The organism is Alcanivorax sp., from assembly GCF_040118815.1.
Classification (GTDB): Bacteria; Pseudomonadota; Gammaproteobacteria; order Pseudomonadales; family Alcanivoracaceae; genus Alcanivorax.
Genome location: NZ_JBEDTC010000002.1, coordinates 48,431 through 67,645, shown reverse-complemented (window position 1 = coordinate 67,645; position 19,215 = coordinate 48,431). Strand labels below are relative to the sequence as shown.

At 58.7% G+C, this 19,215-nt stretch carries 23 protein-coding genes, 1 tRNA gene and 1 riboswitch; of the genes, 15 read left to right on the top strand and 9 right to left on the bottom strand.

The annotated features are described in order from the left end of the window. Nucleotides 1-57 precede the first annotated feature (57 nt). From sufB to ABNH18_RS03025, 7 genes are all read left to right on the top strand, one after another. Nucleotides 58-1,497, top strand: a complete 1,440-nt coding sequence (gene sufB, locus ABNH18_RS03055) for a Fe-S cluster assembly protein SufB (protein ID WP_349381414.1) — start codon at nucleotides 58-60, stop codon at nucleotides 1,495-1,497. Between the two features lie 75 nt (nucleotides 1,498-1,572). Continuing rightward, entirely contained in the window at nucleotides 1,573-2,328 is a 756-nt protein-coding gene (gene sufC / locus ABNH18_RS03050; protein ID WP_349381413.1) for a Fe-S cluster assembly ATPase SufC, read from the top strand. Beyond that, the gene (gene sufD, locus ABNH18_RS03045; protein WP_349381412.1) at nucleotides 2,325-3,554 is read left to right on the top strand and encodes a Fe-S cluster assembly protein SufD; all 1,230 of its coding nucleotides are present in this window, start codon (nucleotides 2,325-2,327) and stop codon (nucleotides 3,552-3,554) included. Before sufC ends, sufD begins: the two co-directional genes overlap by 4 nt. Beyond that, complete coding sequence (locus ABNH18_RS03040) at nucleotides 3,554-4,762, top strand: aminotransferase class V-fold PLP-dependent enzyme (protein ID WP_349381458.1); 1,209 nt, start codon at nucleotides 3,554-3,556, stop codon at nucleotides 4,760-4,762. The genes sufD and ABNH18_RS03040 overlap by 1 nt, the downstream gene beginning before the upstream one ends. A gap of 81 nt (nucleotides 4,763-4,843) precedes the next feature. Then, nucleotides 4,844-5,203, top strand: coding sequence for a HesB/IscA family protein (locus tag ABNH18_RS03035; protein ID WP_349381411.1), 360 nt, complete (start codon nucleotides 4,844-4,846; stop codon nucleotides 5,201-5,203). A gap of 19 nt (nucleotides 5,204-5,222) precedes the next feature. Beyond that, nucleotides 5,223-5,765: a putative Fe-S cluster assembly protein SufT gene (gene sufT / locus ABNH18_RS03030; RefSeq protein ID WP_349381410.1), complete on the top strand. Its 543-nt coding sequence runs from the start codon at nucleotides 5,223-5,225 to the stop codon at nucleotides 5,763-5,765. Between the two features lie 82 nt (nucleotides 5,766-5,847). Further along, nucleotides 5,848-6,297, top strand: a complete 450-nt coding sequence (locus ABNH18_RS03025) for a SufE family protein (protein ID WP_349381409.1) — start codon at nucleotides 5,848-5,850, stop codon at nucleotides 6,295-6,297. Between the two features lie 140 nt (nucleotides 6,298-6,437). Here ABNH18_RS03025 and ABNH18_RS03020 read toward each other — a convergent pair whose 3' ends face one another. From ABNH18_RS03020 to iscR, 3 genes are all read right to left on the bottom strand, one after another. Next, complete coding sequence (locus ABNH18_RS03020) at nucleotides 6,438-7,004, bottom strand: heme NO-binding domain-containing protein (protein WP_349381408.1); 567 nt, start codon at nucleotides 7,002-7,004, stop codon at nucleotides 6,438-6,440. A 177-nt stretch (nucleotides 7,005-7,181) separates the two neighbouring features. Beyond that, nucleotides 7,182-8,333 carry an IscS subfamily cysteine desulfurase gene (locus ABNH18_RS03015; protein WP_349381407.1) on the bottom strand — a complete coding sequence of 384 codons (1,152 nt, stop codon included), beginning with the start codon at nucleotides 8,331-8,333 and terminating at the stop codon, nucleotides 7,182-7,184. A gap of 56 nt (nucleotides 8,334-8,389) precedes the next feature. Beyond that, entirely contained in the window at nucleotides 8,390-8,854 is a 465-nt protein-coding gene (gene iscR / locus ABNH18_RS03010) for a Fe-S cluster assembly transcriptional regulator IscR (protein ID WP_039926280.1), read from the bottom strand. 238 nt (nucleotides 8,855-9,092) lie between these two features. Between iscR and ABNH18_RS03005 the strand changes: the two genes are divergently transcribed. After that, nucleotides 9,093-9,169: transfer RNA gene (locus ABNH18_RS03005), tRNA-Met, on the top strand. 69 nt (nucleotides 9,170-9,238) lie between these two features. On the opposite strand, the gene ABNH18_RS03000 is transcribed toward ABNH18_RS03005, so the two are convergent. Next, complete coding sequence (locus ABNH18_RS03000) at nucleotides 9,239-9,793, bottom strand: hypothetical protein (protein ID WP_349381406.1); 555 nt, start codon at nucleotides 9,791-9,793, stop codon at nucleotides 9,239-9,241. 389 nt (nucleotides 9,794-10,182) lie between these two features. Between ABNH18_RS03000 and ABNH18_RS02995 the strand changes: the two genes are divergently transcribed. Further along, complete coding sequence (locus ABNH18_RS02995; RefSeq protein ID WP_349381405.1) at nucleotides 10,183-11,748, top strand: AMP-binding protein; 1,566 nt, start codon at nucleotides 10,183-10,185, stop codon at nucleotides 11,746-11,748. A gap of 102 nt (nucleotides 11,749-11,850) precedes the next feature. Here ABNH18_RS02995 and ABNH18_RS02990 read toward each other — a convergent pair whose 3' ends face one another. The 5 genes from ABNH18_RS02990 to ABNH18_RS02970 all read right to left on the bottom strand — a co-directional run bounded on the left by ABNH18_RS02990 (nucleotide 11,851) and on the right by ABNH18_RS02970 (nucleotide 14,724). Next, the gene (locus ABNH18_RS02990) at nucleotides 11,851-12,060 is read right to left on the bottom strand and encodes a hypothetical protein (protein ID WP_349381404.1); all 210 of its coding nucleotides are present in this window, start codon (nucleotides 12,058-12,060) and stop codon (nucleotides 11,851-11,853) included. 340 nt (nucleotides 12,061-12,400) lie between these two features. After that, complete coding sequence (locus ABNH18_RS02985; RefSeq protein WP_349381403.1) at nucleotides 12,401-13,012, bottom strand: TPM domain-containing protein; 612 nt, start codon at nucleotides 13,010-13,012, stop codon at nucleotides 12,401-12,403. Continuing rightward, nucleotides 13,012-13,734: a TPM domain-containing protein gene (locus ABNH18_RS02980; protein WP_349381402.1), complete on the bottom strand. Its 723-nt coding sequence runs from the start codon at nucleotides 13,732-13,734 to the stop codon at nucleotides 13,012-13,014. The genes ABNH18_RS02985 and ABNH18_RS02980 overlap by 1 nt, the downstream gene beginning before the upstream one ends. 11 nt (nucleotides 13,735-13,745) lie before the next feature. Then, nucleotides 13,746-14,375 carry a LemA family protein gene (locus ABNH18_RS02975; protein WP_349381401.1) on the bottom strand — a complete coding sequence of 210 codons (630 nt, stop codon included), beginning with the start codon at nucleotides 14,373-14,375 and terminating at the stop codon, nucleotides 13,746-13,748. Between the two features lie 40 nt (nucleotides 14,376-14,415). Continuing rightward, entirely contained in the window at nucleotides 14,416-14,724 is a 309-nt protein-coding gene (locus ABNH18_RS02970; protein ID WP_349381400.1) for a GIY-YIG nuclease family protein, read from the bottom strand. Between the two features lie 125 nt (nucleotides 14,725-14,849). On the opposite strand from ABNH18_RS02970, the gene ABNH18_RS02965 reads away from it, so the two are divergent. The 6 genes from ABNH18_RS02965 to ABNH18_RS02940 all read left to right on the top strand — a co-directional run bounded on the left by ABNH18_RS02965 (nucleotide 14,850) and on the right by ABNH18_RS02940 (nucleotide 19,191). Further along, nucleotides 14,850-15,245 carry a hypothetical protein gene (locus ABNH18_RS02965; protein WP_349381399.1) on the top strand — a complete coding sequence of 132 codons (396 nt, stop codon included), beginning with the start codon at nucleotides 14,850-14,852 and terminating at the stop codon, nucleotides 15,243-15,245. Between the two features lie 79 nt (nucleotides 15,246-15,324). Beyond that, on the top strand, nucleotides 15,325-15,687 hold the full coding sequence (locus ABNH18_RS02960) for a HopJ type III effector protein (RefSeq protein WP_349381398.1): 363 nt from the start codon (nucleotides 15,325-15,327) through the stop codon (nucleotides 15,685-15,687). 214 nt (nucleotides 15,688-15,901) lie between these two features. Next, nucleotides 15,902-16,471 (top strand): glutathione peroxidase, encoded by a 570-nt coding sequence (locus ABNH18_RS02955; protein WP_349381397.1) that lies wholly within the window; start codon nucleotides 15,902-15,904, stop codon nucleotides 16,469-16,471. A gap of 73 nt (nucleotides 16,472-16,544) precedes the next feature. Further along, nucleotides 16,545-16,862 (top strand): hypothetical protein, encoded by a 318-nt coding sequence (locus tag ABNH18_RS02950; RefSeq protein ID WP_349381396.1) that lies wholly within the window; start codon nucleotides 16,545-16,547, stop codon nucleotides 16,860-16,862. 31 nt (nucleotides 16,863-16,893) lie between these two features. Next, entirely contained in the window at nucleotides 16,894-17,670 is a 777-nt protein-coding gene (locus ABNH18_RS02945) for a dienelactone hydrolase family protein (protein ID WP_349381395.1), read from the top strand. Nucleotides 17,671-17,930: 260 nt separating this feature from the next. Continuing rightward, nucleotides 17,931-18,070: riboswitch (guanidine-I (ykkC/yxkD leader) on the top strand. Between the two features lie 56 nt (nucleotides 18,071-18,126). Further along, the gene (locus ABNH18_RS02940) at nucleotides 18,127-19,191 is read left to right on the top strand and encodes a putative urea ABC transporter substrate-binding protein (RefSeq protein ID WP_349381394.1); all 1,065 of its coding nucleotides are present in this window, start codon (nucleotides 18,127-18,129) and stop codon (nucleotides 19,189-19,191) included. Nucleotides 19,192-19,215 lie beyond the last annotated feature (24 nt).

The window sequence follows — 19,215 nt, the reverse complement described above, 5'->3', positions numbered from 1 at the left end:
TACCCGACTAAATTACTCTGGTATTTCTAACACCACCTGAACCGCAGGCCCTGATCTATGAGCCAAGCCGAACTGGACAAACTGATTCGCTCCAATTACGAGGCCGGTTTCACCACCACGGTGGACGCCGAGACCCTGCCCCCCGGGCTGAGCGAGGATGTCATCCGTTTTCTGTCTGCCAAAAAAGGCGAACCGGAATGGATGCTGGAGTGGCGCCTGGACAGCTATCACAAGTGGCTAGAGATGACCCCTCCGGACTGGGCCCACCTGCATCACGCGCCCATCGACGTCAACGAGGTGTCCTTCTATTCCAAGCCCAAGAGCCTGGACGATGCCCCGAAAAGCCTGGACGAGGTAGACCCGGAGCTGCTCGCCACCTATGAAAAACTGGGCATCCCCCTGCACGAACAGGAAATGCTCGCAGGGGTGGCCGTGGATGTGGTGTTTGACTCCACCTCCGTGTTTACCACCTTCAAGGAGAAGCTGTGGGAAGCGGGGGTAATCTTCTGCTCTATCTCTGAGGCGATCCAGAACCACCCGGAACTGATCAAGAAATACATGGGCTCCGTGGTCCCCAAGGGCGATAACTTCTACGCCGCCCTGAACAGCGCCGTGTTTTCTGATGGCTCCTTTGTGTACATCCCCAAAGGCGTACGCTGCCCCATGGAGTTGTCTACCTACTTCCGCATCAACGAAGCCAACACCGGCCAGTTTGAGCGCACCCTGATCATCGCCGATGAAGGCAGTTACGTGAGCTACCTGGAAGGCTGCACCGCCCCCCAGCGTGACGAAAACCAGCTGCACGCGGCGGTGGTTGAGCTGGTGGCCATGCCCGGCGCCGAGATCAAGTACTCCACCGTACAGAACTGGTACCCCGGCGACGAAAACGGCAAAGGCGGCATCTACAACTTCGTGACCAAGCGCGGCGTGGCCCACGACAACAGCAAGATCAGTTGGACCCAGGTAGAGACCGGCTCGGCCATCACCTGGAAGTACCCGTCAGTGATCCTGCGCGGCGACAACAGCATTGGCGAGTTCTACTCCGTGGCGCTGACCCGCCACATGCAGCAGGCGGACACCGGCACCAAGATGATCCACCTGGGCAAGAACACCAAGAGCACCATTATTTCCAAGGGCATTTCCGCCGGGCGCAGCAGCAACACCTACCGCGGCCTGGTGCGGATCAGCCCACGGGCAGAAAACGCCCGCAACTTCACCCAGTGCGACTCCCTGCTGCTGGGCGATACCTGCGGCGCACACACCTTCCCGTATATCGAGTCGAAGAACCCGTCCGCCACTATTGAGCACGAGGCCACCACCTCCAAGGTGAGCGACGATCAGATGTTCCTCTGCCGTCAGCGCGGCATCGACCCGGAAAAGGCCGTCTCCATGATTGTGAACGGCTTCTGTAAAGAGGTGTTCAAGGAACTGCCCATGGAATTTGCTGTGGAAGCGGGCAAGTTGCTGGAAGTCAGCCTGGAAGGGGCGGTGGGCTAAGCCCCCGCTCCACCGAACAACACCCTGAATTAACTCGGGCTGGATTCCCGGCCCAACCGAAAGGCGCATCGACATATGCTGGAAATTCGTGATCTTCACGCCACCGTGGCGGACAAGCCGATTCTCAAAGGCCTGAACCTGACCGTTAACCCGGGCGAGGTACACGCCATCATGGGCCCCAATGGCTCCGGCAAATCCACCCTGGCCAACGTGCTGGCGGGTCGTGACAATTACGCAATCACCGGCGGCGAAGCCCTCTTTGAAGGCAAGAGCCTGGCTGACTTGGAACCGGAAGAGCGCGCCCAGGCTGGCCTGTTTCTCGCATTCCAGTACCCGGTGGAAATCCCCGGCGTCTCCAACATGGAATTTCTCAAAGCCGCACTGGAATCTGTGCGCGGCGCCCAGGGCAAGGAAGAGTGGGACTCAGTCACCTTGCTCCGCCAGGCCCGCGCCGCTTGCAAACAGGTCAACCTGGATGCCAGCTTCCTCAAGCGCGGCGTCAATGAAGGCTTCTCCGGCGGCGAGAAAAAGCGCAACGAAATCATGCAGATGCTACTGATGGAACCGAAGCTGGCAATGCTCGACGAAACCGACTCCGGCCTCGACATCGACGCCCTGCAGACCGTGGCCAAGGGCGTCAATTCCCTGCGCAGCCCGGAGCGCGGCATTGTGCTGGTGACCCACTACCAGCGCCTGCTGGACTACATCGTGCCGGACTTCGTGCACGTTCTGTCCAACGGCCAGATCATCAAATCCGGCGGTAAGGAACTGGCCCACGAGCTGGAAGAGAAAGGTTACGGCTGGTTGACCGGAGAAGAGGAGTCCGCATGAGTCTCTCCGCTTCTGCCCTGGCGCAGGAACTGAAAAGCCAGGCGCTGACCAACGCAAACAACAGCGGCAGCAAAGGCGATGCCTTGGCCGCGCTGGAAGCTGCGAACTTTCCGGAGCGCAAGACCGAGCAGTGGAAATACACCTCGCTGCAGGCGCTGGCCGACGGCCACCTTAATGCCATCGCCGACGGCCAGATCAGTCAACCGCTGCCGGCGCTGTCTGACTACGTGGTAACCATCAACAACGGCCAGTTGGTCAGCCATAATCTGCCCGATGGCGTGAGCTTGTCCCACGAGGCCCCCGCCATCAACGGCCTGCAGACCCCGTTTGCCTTCTACAACAGCGCCGTTGCCAGCCAGCCGGTGGTACTCACCGTGGCCGCCAACACCCGCATTGAGCAGCCCATCCACGTGCAGATCCAGTCTGCCAGCGATACCCCAGCGCACTGCAACCCGCGCTTGGTAGTGGTATTGAATCAGGGTGCCGAAGCCGCCGTAATTGAGCATTACCACGCCGAAGGCCAAGCACTGACCAACGCGGTCACCGCGCTGATTACCGCCGACAACGCCCAGCTGACCCACTACCGGCTGCAGGGCGAGCAAGCCAACAGCTTGCATATCGGCACCCTGGTCATCGACCAGCAAGGCGTCAGCAAGGTCGACAGCTACCAGCTGATGACCGGCAACCGCCTGCGCCGCAACGACGTACGTGCCCTGGTCAGCAAAAGTGGTGCCGAACTGAACATGAAAGGCATCTTCGTGGTGCGCCACAAGACCCACGTGGACAATCAGCTGTGCGTAGAGCACTCGGTGCCCAATTGTGAATCGGACCAGAACTTCAAAGGCTTGGCCGGCGAAAGTGGCAAGGCGGTATTCAATGGCCGTATCCACATTCATCCCGGTGCCAGCGGCACCAATGCCGAGCTGTCCAACAAGAACCTGCTGCTCAACCCCGGCGCTGAAATCAACACCAAGCCTGAGCTGGAAATCTACAACGACGACGTAAAGTGTGCCCACGGCACCACCGTCGGCCAGCTTGATGCCATGCAGCAATTCTACCTGCAATCGCGCGGCATTCCGGCGGCCGAAGCCAAGCGCATGCTGAGCTTGGGCTTTGTGAACGAGCTGCTGATGACCCTGCCCCACGAAAAAGTGGCGCAGTGGGCCACGCCCTGGCTGGAAGCCGAGCTGGGTCACACCACGCCAGCGGGAGAGTCCGCCGCGTGATGGATATTCAGGCCCTGCGCGCACAATTTCCGATTCTGGATCAACAGGTCAACGGCAAACCGCTGGTGTACCTGGATAACGGCGCCACCACCCAAAAACCGGTGGCGGTGCTGGCAGCGCTGGATAACTACTACCGCACGGTGAATTCAAACGTGCACCGCGGCGCTCATTACCTGAGCGACGAAGCCACCGGCCAATTTGAAGGCGCCCGCGAAACCGTGGCGGCCTTCCTTAACGCCAGCCGCGAAGAAATTTTGTGGACCAAGGGCACCACCGAATCCATCAACATGGTGGCCCAGTGCATTGGCCGCGATCGCCTACAGCCCGGCGACGAAGTGCTGATCGGCACCAGCGAACACCACGCCAACATCGTGCCCTGGCAGCAGGCATGTGCCGCTACCGGCGCCACGCTAAAGGTTATCCCGCTGCGCGAAGACTGCAGTCTGGACTTGGATGCGTTTGCGCAATTGCTCAGTGAGCGCACCAAAATCTTCGCCATTGGCCATGCCAGCAATGCGCTAGGCACGCTGAACCCGGTGAAAGACATGGTCGCCCAGGCGAAAGCCGCCGGCGCCATTACGCTAATCGACGGCGCCCAGGCCGTGGGCCACTTCCCGGTGGACGTGCAGGCCCTGAACGTGGACTTCTACGCGTTTTCCGGCCACAAGCTGTTCGGCCCCACCGGCATCGGCGTGCTCTATGGGCGTCGTGAACTGCTGGAAGCCATGCCGCCCTACCAGACCGGCGGCGAAATGATCGAAACGGTGAGCTTTGAAAAGAGCACCTGGAACCAGCTGCCTTACAAATTCGAAGCCGGCACGCCCAACATTGCCGGCGTCATCGGCCTGGCCGCCGCCATTGAATGGCTGAACCAGCAGGACCGGCCAGCCTTTGCGGCCCACGAAAACGCCCTGCTAGCCCGCGCCACCGAGCGCGCCCAGGCCTGCGACGGCTTGAAAATCATCGGTACCGCCACCAGTAAAGTGAGTGTGCTGTCCTTTCTACTGGACGGCGGCCACCCGGCCGATGTGGGTATGTTGCTGGATAAACAGGGCATCGCCGTGCGCACCGGCCATCACTGCACCATGCCGCTGATGGATAGCTTGGGCATTCCGGGTACTGTCAGGGCCTCATTCTCGATTTATAATACGCTGGAAGAGGTGGATCGCCTGTTCGAAGGTCTGGAGAAGGTCAAAACCTTCCTGTGACACCAGGCACACCTGATCCGGTTTTTTCGCGTCAAGCGTCGGGCGTTCAGCGTCTGGCGTTTCATGCAAGGTAGGTATCACATGACCGTTCAGACATTCCAACCCGGCCAGGTCGCCCTTAACCTGACCGAAGCAGCCAATCAACAGGCCCTGCGTGAAATCCAGCGGGCCAGCGCCAGCGGCATTCGTCTGGATCTGGACGAATCCGGCTGCTCTGGTTTCATGTACACGCTGGACTTCGTGGAAGAACCGAAGGATGGAGACAAGCTGTTCGAGATCGACGGCGTAAACCTCTACGTACCGGAAAAATGGCTGCCCATGCTCAACGGCTTGGTGATCGACTACGTCACCGAAGGCGTCAACAGCCTGTTCAAGTTCCGCAATCCCAACGCCACCGGCGAATGCGGCTGCGGTGAAAGCTTTACGGTAGGCGAAGTCTAACCACCAGCTCAGGACAACAATGGCAGACCAACGCACGGTAGTGGTTCAGCGCGACGTTCCGGCCCGCAAGGTGCCGGACGGCACCCGCATCACCATTCCCAAGAACAGCTTCGTTAACCTGCGCCAGGCGCTCGGCGGCACCTACACCGTCACCGTCAACGGCAACATGGCGCGTATCGACGGCACCGATGCCGATGCCATCGGCCAAGAGCCGCTGGAGCTGAACTTCGCCCCGGCCAACAGCGATGGCAGCGTCCGTGATGAAGACTTGGATACCGTCTTAGACACTATTTTTGATCCGGAAATTCCGGTGAGCATCATCGCGCTAGGGTTGGTGTACGGCTGCGACGTGATCCAGCGAGACGGACAAAACGTGGTGCAGGTACGCATGACGCTCACCGCCCCCACCTGCGGCATGGGCCCAGTACTGGTCGGCGACGTGGAAGACCGCTTGGGCAAAGTGCCCAACGTAGACAAGGTGGAAGTTGCCCTGGTATTCGACCCACCTTGGGACCGCGAAATGATCAGCGACGAAGCCCAGCTTGAACTGGGGATGTTCTGATAAGAGACGCTGCACGCTTCACGCAACATGCAGCACGCAAAACCCGGCAACCCTGCAGGCAGAAATAACGGAGCTCAACGACGTGTCATTTGATATTCACAGCATCAAGCTCGGCAGCGATATTACCGCCGAGGACATCGCCGAGGATCTGGAATTTCTGGATGACTGGGAAGAGCGTTATCGCTATATCATCGATCTGGGTAAGCAACTACCAGGCCTGCCCGATGAGCTGAAGACCGAAGACCGTTTTGTGCGCGGCTGCCAGAGCCAGGTGTGGCTGGAAACCGATTTCGACAGCGACAACGACACCCTCTATCTGGCGGTGGATTCCGATGCCCTGATCGTCAAAGGGCTGGCGGCCATCGTTCTATCTGCCTTGAACCGGCAGTCGCCCCAGGCCGCACGAGACTATGACATGGATGCCTTCTTCGACCGCATCGACCTGCTCGGCCATCTCAGCCCCACCCGTGGCAACGGCCTGCGCGCCATGGTCGCCAAGATCAAACATCAGGCCACCCAACTGGCTGCCTAAACCCCGCCCCTCTCCGCAGGAGCGGTGCTCCTAGGAGGGAGATGTGTGATTTTGTAGGAGTGGTGGTTCCACCACGCAAGGGCGTTGGCGAGTGCATGCCCCCCCCTGAATTGCGGTGGAACCACCGCTCCTACAAAAGCCTAGCCCACGTCCTGACTTGCCAGACACTGCGACTGCACCTGAAACAGAAAGCGACATTCACCATCCTGCCCACCCTCTTCTGCCGCCAACAACTGCGCCGTTTCCTGAAAATGCTCCGCCAGCCCTTTCACCGCGCCCAAAATCATCGGCGCCATATTGCGGTGGGACGCGTAGTGAATTTCCAGCGTACCCTCACCACACTGGCGCACCTGAATATTCGGGGCACCGGCGGTCGGGTCCTTGAGTTTCAGCACCCGCTCATGAATGGTCTGCATATTCAGTAACAACGCCTGGGTATCCCAGTGCGCCGGAATCATGGCCTGATACATGCGCACCAACGGGCCAATCACCCACTCGCCAAAATCCGCAAGCAGGTCCTCCCGCCGCAAGCCGGTAGCGTTTACCGCCGCCTCCAGCAGCGCCTCCATTTCCGCATCCGGGTACAGGGCAACCGGCAGGTAGGTTTTTCCGTCGAGCCCGGCACCGGCAATCACATCGCCCCAGGCATCCGCACCGAGAAAATCATCCAGGTAAGTTTTGAAATTGGAAACGATGACACCGTGCATGGCACGTCCTCGCGATCAGTGCGGTAAATCCTCACTGAAAGCAAAGCAAAAGCCATACCGGAAAACGGGCCTCTGAGCGGCCCGGAAACACCACTGAGCAGGAGGCACTCAAGCAGTGGCAATCACACAGTGCCAGAAACCGTCACATTCTTCCCTGGACGGTCCCTCCCCCTGGCGTCAGGCAGGCACGGTGCGCAGTCGCGATACCGCATCGGTCACCGACGCGATGGCCTGTTCAATATCGTCTGCCGTGGTAAAACGCCCTACCGAAAAACGAATCGATCCATGGGCCAAAGCATCGGTCACCCCCATGGCCTTGAGCACGTAGGAAGGCTCCAGCGACGCCGACGTACAGGCCGAGCCTGACGAGACCGCCACCTGATTCATGGCCGTGAGCAGCATCTCGCCATCCACGCCCTCAAAGGCCACATTCAGGTGACCCGGCAGACGCGGCGCCTCACCGCCGTTCACACTCACGCCGCCCAGCGACTCAATGCCCTGCCACAGTCGGTCCCGCAACGCGCCGATGCGTGGCCCTTCCTCATCCTTCAATGACCCGGCCAACGAAAAGGCTTCGCCCATACCCACAATCTGGTGCGTGGCCAGGGTGCCCGAGCGCATGCCACGCTCATGGCCGCCACCGTGAATCTGCGCGGCCACCTTCACGTTCGGCGAGCGGCGCACATACAAGGCCCCGATGCCCTTTGGCCCGTAGACCTTGTGAGCACACACTGACACCAGATCCACCGGCAGCACTTTCACATCGAGAGGCAGCTTACCCACGGACTGGGCCGCATCGGTGTGGAACAGCACGCCACGCTCCCGGCACAAGGCACCGATGGCGGCAATGTCGTTGATCACCCCGGTTTCGTTGTTGGCATGCATTACGCTCACCAGCACGGTGTCGTCACGCAGCGCGGCGGCCACACTCTCCACGCTCACCTGGCCGTTTGCTTCAGGCTTCAGGTAGGTCACCGCATGGCCTTGGCTTTCTAGCCAGCCACAGGCATCCAGCACCGCCTTGTGCTCGGTGGCACTGGTAATCACATGGCCACCGCCACGGGCATCCAGCACCCCTTTCAGGGCCAGGTTATTGGCCTCGGTGGCGCCGCTGGTCCACACCACTTCGCGGGGGTCCGCATTCAACAGATCGGCCACCTGACGACGGGCGGACTCCACCGCCTCTTCCGCCAGCCAGCCGTACAGGTGGCTACGCGACGCAGGGTTGGCAAAAGTGCCCTCAGGGCCAAGATGACGGACCATAACGTCCACCACCGCCGGGTCTACCGGAGTGGTCGCCGCATAGTCCAAGTAAACGGCATTGCTCATGATGGGTATCGTATGGCTGGTATCGGGTTACTGAGGCCGGCTGAGCCGGCACACAATCAAAGGCTGCTGACGGGCAAACGTTGCTGCTGACGGTCCTGGCGCTGGGCCACATGCCGCACTTCTTGACGGGCCACCAGCTCACCCAGCGTAATGCCGCTGAGGAAATCCTGAATCTGGTCGGACAAATCGCACCACAGGTGATGGGTCAGGCAGGTATCGCCTTCCTGGCAATCACCATGGCCGCCACAACGGGTGGCATCCACCGACTCGTCCACCGCCGCAATCACCGCCGCCACGTCAATCTGCTCACTCTCCCGGCTTAGCTGATAACCGCCACCGGGGCCACGCACGCTGCTCACCAGCCCGTTACGGCGAAGCTTGGCGAACAACTGTTCCAGGTAAGAAATGGAAATGCCCTGACGCTCGGAAATATCCGCCAGCGACACCGGCCCGGTCGCTGCATGCAGCGCCAGATCCAGCATGGCGGTTACCGCATAGCGGCCTTTGGTCGTCAAACGCATATCCACACCTTTCTTGCGTGTATTTAAAGAGTGAGAGTAGTAATCCCGAGCAATTTGGTCAAGTATTCTTGCTCTGCAAGACTAACGAAGCCAGCCATCAAATGATAGTGATTTTCATTTACATGCCAACTATGGCAGATTTCCCGTCCCGCAAGCAACAACTGATCAAACATTGCCCAGCCACACCGGCAGTGCTTGACACCTGACCCCGCCTCACGGAAAATTCGCGACCTCAAATGGCAAGGTAGCTCAGCTGGTTAGAGCACAGCACTCATAATGCTGGGGTCGGCGGTTCAAGTCCGCCCCTTGCTACCAGACAAACAAAAAGGGCCTGACGGCAACGTCAGGCCCTTTTTGTTTGTGGCAATAAAACCCGCGCTGCATCTACATAAACTGATACTGCAAACCGACCGTGTAGGCATCCACTTTTTCATCTTCCGCATCGTAGCGATTGGCTTCACCCCGGAACGACAGATTATCTAACCCATAGGTAAAGCCCACGCCCCAGACCGGATCAAAACCGGAATCATCGTCACCGTGATCAACGTCAGACTCCCAGGCCCAACCGCCGGCGCGCACAAATAACTGGGTGCCGGTCGCTACGTCGAAAAAGCCCGCAAAAACCACCTCGCTTCCGGTGAGCATCACCTCTGTCTCTGAACCGGCGAGCGCTACGTTGTATTCCCCAAGATAGGTATGGGCAATTTCACCGCCCAAATGAATGCGATCACGCGCTACCGGGAACGTGAGCCCCGCGAGGATAGAGAAGGTGTGGTCTGTAGAGTCGACATCTGTGCCGGCAGGAAAATCACCGTCGTCGTAATCCAGATCGGTCCAACCCCCTTTCAGGGCGCCGTGGACGTTAAGGTCTGCGGCGGTGGCGGTTGATACCAGCAGCACGCTGCAAGACAGAACGAGAAGATTTTTGAGTAAAGCCATGAGTCGCTCCCTGCGATCATTATTGAATTATCCGTTGATACTAGCTTGATTGCGCGGCGTCAGGCACCAGCCTGAATCACCGTATCGTTGCCCTTTTGTATCACCCTTTGATGATGTTCGCCTAGTCGGCAACGCCTCACTTAGGCTGCTTTAGATGCCGCCCCCGACGCGAAGAGACAACATAATGACGTGGACCCCCATGGCGATCCCCAATCCCCCCTGTAAGGTATTGGCCGACAATGCGAGAATTTTGCCATGGCTTGGCTCGCAGCCCCCTTGGCAACATTAACGTACCGACCTTAGCTCAGCCTTTTCGCACAAAAACAATGATCATCAAGCATGAATGCCAGCATTCCTTGCGCGCACAACACTACCGGGAGAAGCAATCCATGAGCACCCCTTCACTGAACGAGCAGTTCATTAATACCGCCGAGTTTATCGAGCATAACTGCCAGCGGTATGCAGACATGCCTGCCTACCACTGCCTGGGCCAAACACTGACCTTTGCGGACCTGGAAGAAAAGTCCCGCCATCTGGCCAAGTGGTTCCAGCATGCCTGCGGGCTGCAACAGGGTGATCGCGTTGCCATTCAACTGCCCAACCTGAACCAGTACCCGATTGCCGCTTACGCTGCTTTCCGCGCTGGCTTGGTGGTGGTGAACACCAACCCGCTGTACACCCCGCGGGAAATGCAGCATCAATTCAGTGATTCCGGCGCTAAGGCGCTAGTGGTGTTTGCCGACGCTCTGGAGCGGCTGGAATCCATCAAGGCAGACACCCAGATTGCGCACGTGCTGGTAACCGGTCCGGCAGACCTGATTGCCCCGCCCAAAGAAACCTCACACGGCTACCACGATTTTGTCAGCGCCATGGCACAAGGCGCCGACCTGCCCGACCTGCAGCCGGTCAAGGCGCAACGTGAAGACATCGCCGTGCTGCAGTACACCGGCGGTACCACCGGTGTAGCCAAGGGCGCCAGCCTCACCCACGCGAACATCCTGGCCAATGAGGCGCAGATGGAAGACCGCCTGGGCGAACGTTGCGAAGCCGGCCAGGAGATTTTTGTCTGCCCGCTGCCGCTGTATCACATCTATGCGTTTACCGTGAACATGCTAGCCCTGTTCAACCTGGGCGCCATGAATGTGCTGATCCCCAACCCGCGGGACCTGGATGGCTTCGTAAAGAGTATCCAGCCATTCAAGTTCACCGGCCTGGCGGGCATCAACACCCTCTTTGTGGGCCTGTGCCACCACCCGGACTTCAAGAGCCTGGACTTCTCCAGCCTCAAGCTCACGTTCTCCGGCGGTAGCGCACTAACCCGTTCCGCCGCCAAGCTGTGGCAATCCGTGACTGGCTGCCCGGTCACTGAAGGCTGGGGGCTGAGTGAGACCTCACCGGTGGCCACCCTCAACCAATTCGGCGCCGAAGAGCTGGGTACGGTAGGCGCCCCCTTGCGGGGAACCGAAGTGGAAGCCTGGGACGAAGACGGCAACAAAATGGCCATTGGCGAAGTCGGTGAACTGGTGATCCGCGGCCCGCAGGTGATGCAGGGCTACTGGAATCGCCCGGAGGAAACCGCCAAGGCCATGAAAGAGGGTTTCTTCCGGACCGGTGACGTAGGCGTGGTACAGGAAAACGGCAACATCAAGATCGTCGATCGCCTGAAAGACATGATTATTGTCTCCGGCTTCAATGTGTACCCCAATGAAATTGAAGACGTGCTGAGCGGCCACCCGAACGTCATTGAAGCCGCCGTGGTGGGCAAACCCGACGACAAAACCGGCGAAGCCGTATGTGCCCATGTGGCCTTGTCAGAAGACGTTCCGGTGGAAGATATTATCGCCTTCTGCCGCAAGGAACTGACCGGCTACAAGGTACCCAAGCACGTGACCGTGCATGCGGAATTGCCCAAGTCCACCGTAGGCAAGATTCTGCGCCGCGAACTGCGCGACTAGTAAGCCTGCCAACCCACCCTACGGTGCCGTTTTGTTGCGCGAGCGCGCAGTAAAACGGCACCGCCTTCCATTTTACTTCCGTTCTCGCATCCAGCCCTGATTTCAGGGGCGAATCACGAAATAATAATCCCCGCTGAGTTTCAGGCGCATGCAACCCGGCTCACCATGCAGGTGCGTGTCCCATTGCAGTTCCTTCACACCAAGATCGAAAACAGCCGTATTACGGGCGATGGATTTCAAACGCTCAATATCATGAGACTCGGTAATCAATACCGGGGGGGAAAGCATGATGACGGCTATCGGCTTTTTCACGGAACAGTTTCATTGCTGTCTCCCCAACGCCCGTCCGTTATCTAACAGACTACAGCGGCATACACCCTGAACCGGGTGTTTGTTGTTATTAATGTTGCTATTGACGTTACTACCAACGGTTGTTGCCTGTTCTTTGTTACCGGAAAAATCGACAGGCCGCAATGGCGCTTTGCGTTCTAACCGACGACTCCCCTTCTGATTGCCCCCAAACACCGGCTACAACGCCGCTGTAGGAGTACCTCTTGAGGCACTCCTGCCGTGGTTTCATGGAAAGCCTGTGACAACCGCAGAGCACTATAAAAAAGGGGCCAAACGGCCCCCTCTTGAACATTACCCGGAATCAGAGAATAACCAGATGGTTGGGTAATTCGTTTTTCTGCTCGGTGGCAGGCACATGGGCAGCCAGTTTGTCGCCGCAGGCGGCCACGCATTCCTGGAAACCCTTGGCCACGTCACCCCGTTTCAGGTGGGCGATAAAGGCATCGACCATGCTTTGCCATTCGCTGTCCGGCACATGCTGCGCGATCCCTTGGTCGGCCAGAATTTCCACGTAGTGCTCGGCTTCGCTGACAAAGATCAGTACGCCGGTGGCGCCCTTGGTTCGGTGCAGCCCCTGTTGCAGAAACGCCTGGCGCGCCAGACCAGCGGCACGAGCTTGCTGCAAGCGCCGGGGCACCAGCCGCAACTGGATCGGCTTGAACCGGAACAGCAACGTCAGCCCCAGTAGCACGCCCCACTGAAGCAGCAAGGCTTCAAACGGGGTCAGCCACACGGGCAGGAACAACAGTACCGCCGGCACCAGCAACGATAACAGCGCCGCCCACATAACCGTCACGTAGCGGTAATCGTCGGCCTGCCTGGCCAGCACGGTCACCATTTCCGCATCGGTGCGGGCTTCCTGTTCGCTGATGGCGCGGGCCAGTGCATCCTGTGCAGTGTTATCCAACAACATTACCAACCTCCCGAGGCGCCACCGCCTCCAAAACCACCACCGCCGCCGCCGAAGCCGCCGCCACCAAAACCGCCACCGCCAAAGCCACCGGCGCCCATTCCCATGGGCAGGAACATCAGCCCCCCACGACGGCCGCCACGGCCACCGCTACCGCCGCCAAAGGAGAGCAGGAAGGTGAGCACAATCATCACGCAGAGAATCAGCAGCGCCTTGCCGCTGGACACCTTCTGCTGTGGCTGCTTTTCACCCTCGTACTCCCCCTTAATGGCCGCTTGAATGCTGGTCACGCCTGCCTGGATCCCGCCATAGAACTGCCCTTGACGGAAAGCCGGCAGAATTTCCTGCTGGACGATCACACTGGAGAGCGCATCCGTGAGGGCGCCTTCCAGGCCATAGCCCACTTCAATGCGAACTTTGCGGTCATTAGGCGCCACAATCAGTAGCACGCCGTTGTCGTTTTCTTTGCTACCAATGCCCCATTCACGGCCCAGTTGATAGCCATAATCGGCAATGTCGTAACCCTGTAAATCGGGCACAGTGACCACTACCAGCTGATTGGACGTGTTCTGTTCTGCGGTGGCCAGCGCCTGGGTAAGGCTCTGGGTCTGGGCGGGGGTCAGCAACCCCGCTTCATCGACCACCCGGCCGGACAGCGCCGGGAACTCCGGCGCGGCCCATAGCGAGGTGCTGAGCAGCAGAACAATCAGTGCGAAATAGCGCATTAAAGCCCGCCCTAGTTAAAGTTCACGGAAGGAGCCTGATCCGCGTCTTCGGCGGTGGCTTCATAGGTGTCACGCTGCTCCATGTCGCTGTACAGGAAGCTGTGCCACAGGCGACCGGGGAAGGTGCGAATTTCCGTGTTGTATTGCTGTACCGCCGCGATGTAATCCCGGCGCGCCACACTGATACGGTTCTCCGTGCCTTCCAGCTGCGATTGCAGGGCCAGGAAGTTCTGGTTGGCTTTCAAGTCCGGGTAGCGTTCCGCCACCACCATCAGCCGCTGCAGGGCAGAGCCAAGCTGACGCTGGGCTTGCTCGAACTGCTGCAGTTTTTCCGGATTGTTGAGCATGTTGCCATCCACCTGAATAGAGCCCACCCTGGCCCGCGCCTGGGTCACCTCTACCAGCACTTCTTTCTCGTGGCTGGCGTAGCCTTTGACCGTGTTAACCAGGTTGGGAATCAGGTCGGCACGGCGCTGGTACTGGTTTTCCACCTGGGACCAGGCCGCTTTGACCTGCTCGTCGAACGTCGGAATATTGTTGATGCCACAGCCGCTCAACCAGCCTGCCAGCAATACCAGCATGGCGCTGCGCCAGAGAGTAGCCATGCGCGCCATTGGCCGCGCGGTCAGTGTCTTTGTCATCGATTCGGTCTCCTTGATGGTGTTTGTGTTGTCAGAATCATCACGGCTCACTGAGCGTCTCGATCCAGACAGACAGCGGCTGCTGCCGTTTTTCCGTTTGCAGGGCCGTCAGCAACCGTTGTTTGTCGCGGCGGCTCAACCGTTTTATCCGTGCTTCCAGCTGACTGGCGGAGGCCCTGTCGCCCCCCGGCAGCAGCAACACCGGGCGCACCGGGCGACGGGCCCGGGTATAGCGCGCCCCTTTCGGGCTAGTGTTATGTTCATGAAACCGGCGCGCCGGTTCGGTGCTGATCCCGGTATACAGCGACCGGTCCGCACACTCCACCATATACACCCACCACTGTTGCATGGTTTTACACCCACCCCTGCGATGGCTGGTATGATGCCAGAGACGCTACGCGTTAAGGAATCGCTGTATTGTTCTGCAATTCCCGCGCGCCATTACAACAAACCACAAACGAGAAGGATGCAAACATGGTTACCTATCTCTACTGGTTCCTGGTGGCTGCTCTGGTCATCGGCACCCTGTTTGGCCTCGGCGTACGGCTGGGCAAATGGAAGCCCGCACTGATTGTCGCCGTGATCATCTGGCTTACTGCCACTGTCGCCTATTACTTCTGGCTACAGCAGGTCTTCGTGAAGCGCTTTGGCGGCACCATGAATATCTCTGTGCCCGAAGAGCAGTATCACATCAGTGCCACCTGGAAAGACGACAACCTGTGGATCGAAAACTACAACCCGGAAACCAACGAGTGCATTTTCCGGGAATATTCCCGTGGCAACATGTTGGAAGGGAAAGTCATCATCAAGAACTGTAGCCCGCTGCAAAGCACTGGCATGGTTCTGCCAAAAGACTCCGCGGCCCAGTAACCGGATCGACCCGCGCCAACCGTGACTCTGTGCAGGGTTGGCGCTATCCTGCTGCGTTTTACACCGCACAGGACTGCCCATGAGCCCCTCGCTAAACACCCTGCTGGATTCCCTCAACAACGCCCCGGACACCGTTACCTTCGACGCGGTACAAACCGTTATTGCCGAACACTACCAGTACACCCCGACCACCTTTATCAATGGTGAGGGCGACGACAGTGTGCGTAACGATGCCGGCACCAATGAAGGTTCGTGCAAGATTTTTGCCTTCGCCAAACACCAACAACTTTCCGATAAACAGACCCTGGCCTGCTTCGGCCATTTTTACCGCGAACATGTGCTGGGCAACCCGGACGGCAACGACCACGCCAACATTCGCACCTTTATGCGCCACGGTCTGAGCAAGGTAACCTTTGACGCACCGGCACTGGCAGAAAAATAAGGTTCTTCGCGGATTAGGGGAGACATCACGTTTTCGGCGGCTTAATTGGCTTATCGCGGGTGCCGCGGATGTTGCCGAACGCTCGACGCCGGATGCCTGACGCAGTCAACAATTAGGCGAGGAAAGCCTTTTCGCGCTTTCTTCGCCCGCTTGGCAAGATACTATCAAGGTCGACGCTGGCCGACCCCGCTAACGCAAACAAAGGACACCCCACATGCCCGGCACTCTGCGCTATGCCCTGACCACCCTTGCCATACTGTTAAGCCCGCTGGCGAGCGCAGACGCTGCCTGCGCCCCCGCTCTGGATGCCTCCGTGCGCAAACTGCACACCAGCCACGAGCTGGATTTATGCGCCCTCACTGCTGGAAAGCTGACACTGGTGGTCAACACCGCCAGCCAGTGCGGTTACACCCCGCAATTCAAGGGTCTCGAAGCACTCTACCAAGCCTACCGCGAACAGGGCCTGGTGATCATCGGCTTCCCCTCCGACGACTTCCGCCAGGAACTGGACGACGAGGCAGACACCGCCAGTGTCTGCTATGTGAATTACGGTGTCAGCTTCCCCATGGCAGCCACCAGCACGGTCAAGGGCGATGCCGCCAATCCGGTGTTCAAGGCGCTGAACCAGGCGGCCGGCGAGCCCGCTTGGAACTTCAACAAGTACCTGGTGCCCGCCAGCGGCGACAATATTATCCACTTCCCCTCGGCGGAAAAGCCTTTGGGCGGCAAGCTGGAAGCAGCAATCCAGCAGGCCCTGCCCGGCACACAAAGTCAGACAGACTAACAATTGCAGTGGTGGCAGCGTTCATATGAGCCTGCTATTGTGATTGATCAACCCATCAGCCCCGATGAGTCCCGTGAAAGTTCGTAACAGTAAGGAACAACAACGGCATCGCTTGGAACGCGACATGGAACGCTTTCTCTCCGAAGGCGGGTCCATTAGTGAAGTGCCAAACGGGGTGAGTGGCGCCGATGCGGTATCCGGCAAGGGCCACCAAACGGTTCTGTTCAATGGCCCACGTCAGGATCAACGCACTGACCTGAGCCAGGTGGTGGCCACTATTGATTCACGAAAGCACAAGCCGCGCCGCCAGCGCTTGAATGCCAGACCGCAACGCAAACTGGTTTATGACGACTTCGGCGAACCGCTACGTTGGGTCTGGCAGAACAAATAACCCGCCAAATGGCACATCCAAGGACAGGTCTATGAAACGGTTTTTCCTGCTGGTATCCCTGATTGTCGCTGGCCAGGCCGGCCACGCCGATATTATTGAAACCGAAGTCACCCTGCCTGACGGCCTGGGCAAAGGCATCATGTACCTCAACGATGACCAGAAAAACCCGGGGGCCGGGGTGATTGTGGTGCACGAATGGTGGGGCCTGAACGACTATGCACGTAACCGCGCCCACATGCTGGCTAAAGCGGGCTACACCGCGCTGGCCGTGGACATGTACGGCACTGGCGAAGTCGCCACCCACCCCAAAGACGCAAAAAGCTTCATGGAAACCGCCTTGGCAGACCCGGAAACCATGAACGCCCGTTTCCAGGCCGCCCGCACCATGATGCTCAAACAGCAGCAGGTCGAACCGGATCGACTGTTTGCCATTGGCTACTGCTTTGGCGGTGCAGTGGTACTGGAACAGGCTCGCCGCGGTACCGATCTCGCCGGCGTGGCCAGCTTCCACGGTAGCCTGGGCACGGAAACCCCGGCCAAATCGGGTGAGATCAAGGCCCGCGTGCTGGTCGCCACCGGCCAGGCAGACCCCATGGTGCCCGCCGAACAAGTCAGTGGATTCGTCAGCGAAATGACCGCCACCGGCGTCGATTTCCAGTTACTCAGTTTCCCCGGCGTGAAACACGGCTTTACTAACCCTCGTTCCGACGCCGCCGGCAAACGCTTCGACATGCCCCTGGCCTACAGTGCCCATGCGGACCAGGTCAGCTGGCAAGCGCTGGTCGACTTTCTGGAACACGAAGAGTAATCATCCGCTTCGCCATCGCACCAGAATTGCGCATCACTGCGCACCACGCACCATGCCGGCACAAACTCACCCGCCGGCATGTTCGCCTCCCTGCTACGCACCAACCCCTTTCCAGCCCCCTTCTTTCTCCGCCAGCGCATGACTCGCGCGGGCAAGCACCTTTTTATTCAGCTAAGGCCCACCTTGGCACTCACCTTGCTTTGCAATAGGTAGAGGAATCGAATGGCTTGGTTGCCATCAAACACTCAACACAATCTGCACCAATAGATCGCTAGGGTTCCGGTCGGCCGCATCAGCAGCCGATGTCTGGTCCGAGAGCAATCGACCTCCTTGGCGCCGATAGGCCCGGAACAACGTCTAGCGGTAGGGGGTTACACGGCGGGACAAAAGCCCGGGAGGTCACGATGGCGACATTGTCATTGGATTCCTCATCGCCCGTAGCCAAGGAGGTCTAACATGACCCGTTCCGTACGCAAGATAGCGGCCGCTGCCGCACTGTCCCTTATCACCGCTTTCTCTCCTGCTGTTGCCCAGGAAAAAGACGAGTTCAGCATCTGCTGGTCCATCTATGTGGGCTGGATTCCATGGGATTACGGCGAACAAAAAGCCATCGTCGAGAAATGGGCCAACAAATATGACATCAGCATTGATGTGGTCCAGATCAATGACTATGTGGAATCCATCAATCAGTACACTGCCGGCCAGTACGACGGTTGCACCATGACCAACATGGACGCCCTGACCATTCCGGCAGCAGGCGGGGTCGATTCCACCGCCTTGATCGTTGGTGATTTCTCCAACGGCAATGACGGCATTGTTCTTAAAGGCTCAGACAATCTGGCCGACTTGAAAGGACAAAACGTTAACCTTGTTGAGCTATCGGTTTCTCATTACTTGCTCGCCCGCGCACTGGAAACGGTGGGCATGAGCGAAAAGGATCTGACCGTGGTGAATACTTCAGACGCGGATCTGGTATCGGCCTACGCGTCCGATGATGTCACCGCAGTCGCCACCTGGAACCCTTTGCTTAGCGAAATCAGTGCCATGCCGGATAGCCACAAGATCTTTGACTCTTCACAGATCCCTGGTGAGGTCATCGACTTGATGATCGTCAACACCGAAACCCTGGAGGCAAACCCCAATTTCGGTAAGGCATTAACCGGCGCCTGGTATGAAATCATGGATCACCTCTCTGCCGAAGACGAAACCGGCATTCAGGCCCGTGAATATCTGGCTGAAGCCTCTGGCACAGACCTCGCTGGCTTCAATGCCCAGCTCGCGTCAACGCATATGTTCTACCAACCCAAAGACGCTGTGGAATTCGTTAACAGCTCTGCTGTGAATGACACGATGAAGAAGGTAGCGGAATTCTCTTTCCAGTATGGGCTGCTGGGCGAAGGCGCACCGGATGCTGGCTTCATTGGCATCGAAACCCCGTCTGGAGTTTATGGTAACGAAGGCAACATCAAACTGCGTTTCATTCCAGATTATATGGCCATGGCCGCTGAAGGAAAGTTGTAAAACGCACTGATACGGCACGCTGGC

Excerpts from the sequence above, each read along its gene's own strand:
- sufB (WP_349381414.1), top strand. The coding sequence starts at position 58 with ATGAGCCAAGCCGAACTGGACAAACTGATTCGCTCCAATTACGAGGCC.
- sufC (WP_349381413.1), top strand. The coding sequence starts at position 1,573 with ATGCTGGAAATTCGTGATCTTCACGCCACCGTGGCGGACAAGCCGATT.
- sufD (WP_349381412.1), top strand. The coding sequence starts at position 2,325 with ATGAGTCTCTCCGCTTCTGCCCTGGCGCAGGAACTGAAAAGCCAGGCG.
- ABNH18_RS03040 (WP_349381458.1), top strand. The coding sequence starts at position 3,554 with ATGGATATTCAGGCCCTGCGCGCACAATTTCCGATTCTGGATCAACAG.
- ABNH18_RS03035 (WP_349381411.1), top strand. The coding sequence starts at position 4,844 with ATGACCGTTCAGACATTCCAACCCGGCCAGGTCGCCCTTAACCTGACC.
- sufT (WP_349381410.1), top strand. The coding sequence starts at position 5,223 with ATGGCAGACCAACGCACGGTAGTGGTTCAGCGCGACGTTCCGGCCCGC.
- ABNH18_RS03020 (WP_349381408.1), bottom strand. The coding sequence starts at position 7,004 with ATGCACGGTGTCATCGTTTCCAATTTCAAAACTTACCTGGATGATTTT.
- ABNH18_RS03015 (WP_349381407.1), bottom strand. The coding sequence starts at position 8,333 with ATGAGCAATGCCGTTTACTTGGACTATGCGGCGACCACTCCGGTAGAC.
- iscR (WP_039926280.1), bottom strand. The coding sequence starts at position 8,854 with ATGCGTTTGACGACCAAAGGCCGCTATGCGGTAACCGCCATGCTGGAT.
- ABNH18_RS03000 (WP_349381406.1), bottom strand. The coding sequence starts at position 9,793 with ATGGCTTTACTCAAAAATCTTCTCGTTCTGTCTTGCAGCGTGCTGCTG.
- ABNH18_RS02995 (WP_349381405.1), top strand. The coding sequence starts at position 10,183 with ATGAGCACCCCTTCACTGAACGAGCAGTTCATTAATACCGCCGAGTTT.
- ABNH18_RS02985 (WP_349381403.1), bottom strand. The coding sequence starts at position 13,012 with ATGTTGTTGGATAACACTGCACAGGATGCACTGGCCCGCGCCATCAGC.
- ABNH18_RS02980 (WP_349381402.1), bottom strand. The coding sequence starts at position 13,734 with ATGCGCTATTTCGCACTGATTGTTCTGCTGCTCAGCACCTCGCTATGG.
- ABNH18_RS02975 (WP_349381401.1), bottom strand. The coding sequence starts at position 14,375 with ATGACAAAGACACTGACCGCGCGGCCAATGGCGCGCATGGCTACTCTC.
- ABNH18_RS02970 (WP_349381400.1), bottom strand. The coding sequence starts at position 14,724 with ATGCAACAGTGGTGGGTGTATATGGTGGAGTGTGCGGACCGGTCGCTG.
- ABNH18_RS02965 (WP_349381399.1), top strand. The coding sequence starts at position 14,850 with ATGGTTACCTATCTCTACTGGTTCCTGGTGGCTGCTCTGGTCATCGGC.
- ABNH18_RS02960 (WP_349381398.1), top strand. The coding sequence starts at position 15,325 with ATGAGCCCCTCGCTAAACACCCTGCTGGATTCCCTCAACAACGCCCCG.
- ABNH18_RS02955 (WP_349381397.1), top strand. The coding sequence starts at position 15,902 with ATGCCCGGCACTCTGCGCTATGCCCTGACCACCCTTGCCATACTGTTA.
- ABNH18_RS02945 (WP_349381395.1), top strand. The coding sequence starts at position 16,894 with ATGAAACGGTTTTTCCTGCTGGTATCCCTGATTGTCGCTGGCCAGGCC.
- ABNH18_RS02940 (WP_349381394.1), top strand. The coding sequence starts at position 18,127 with ATGACCCGTTCCGTACGCAAGATAGCGGCCGCTGCCGCACTGTCCCTT.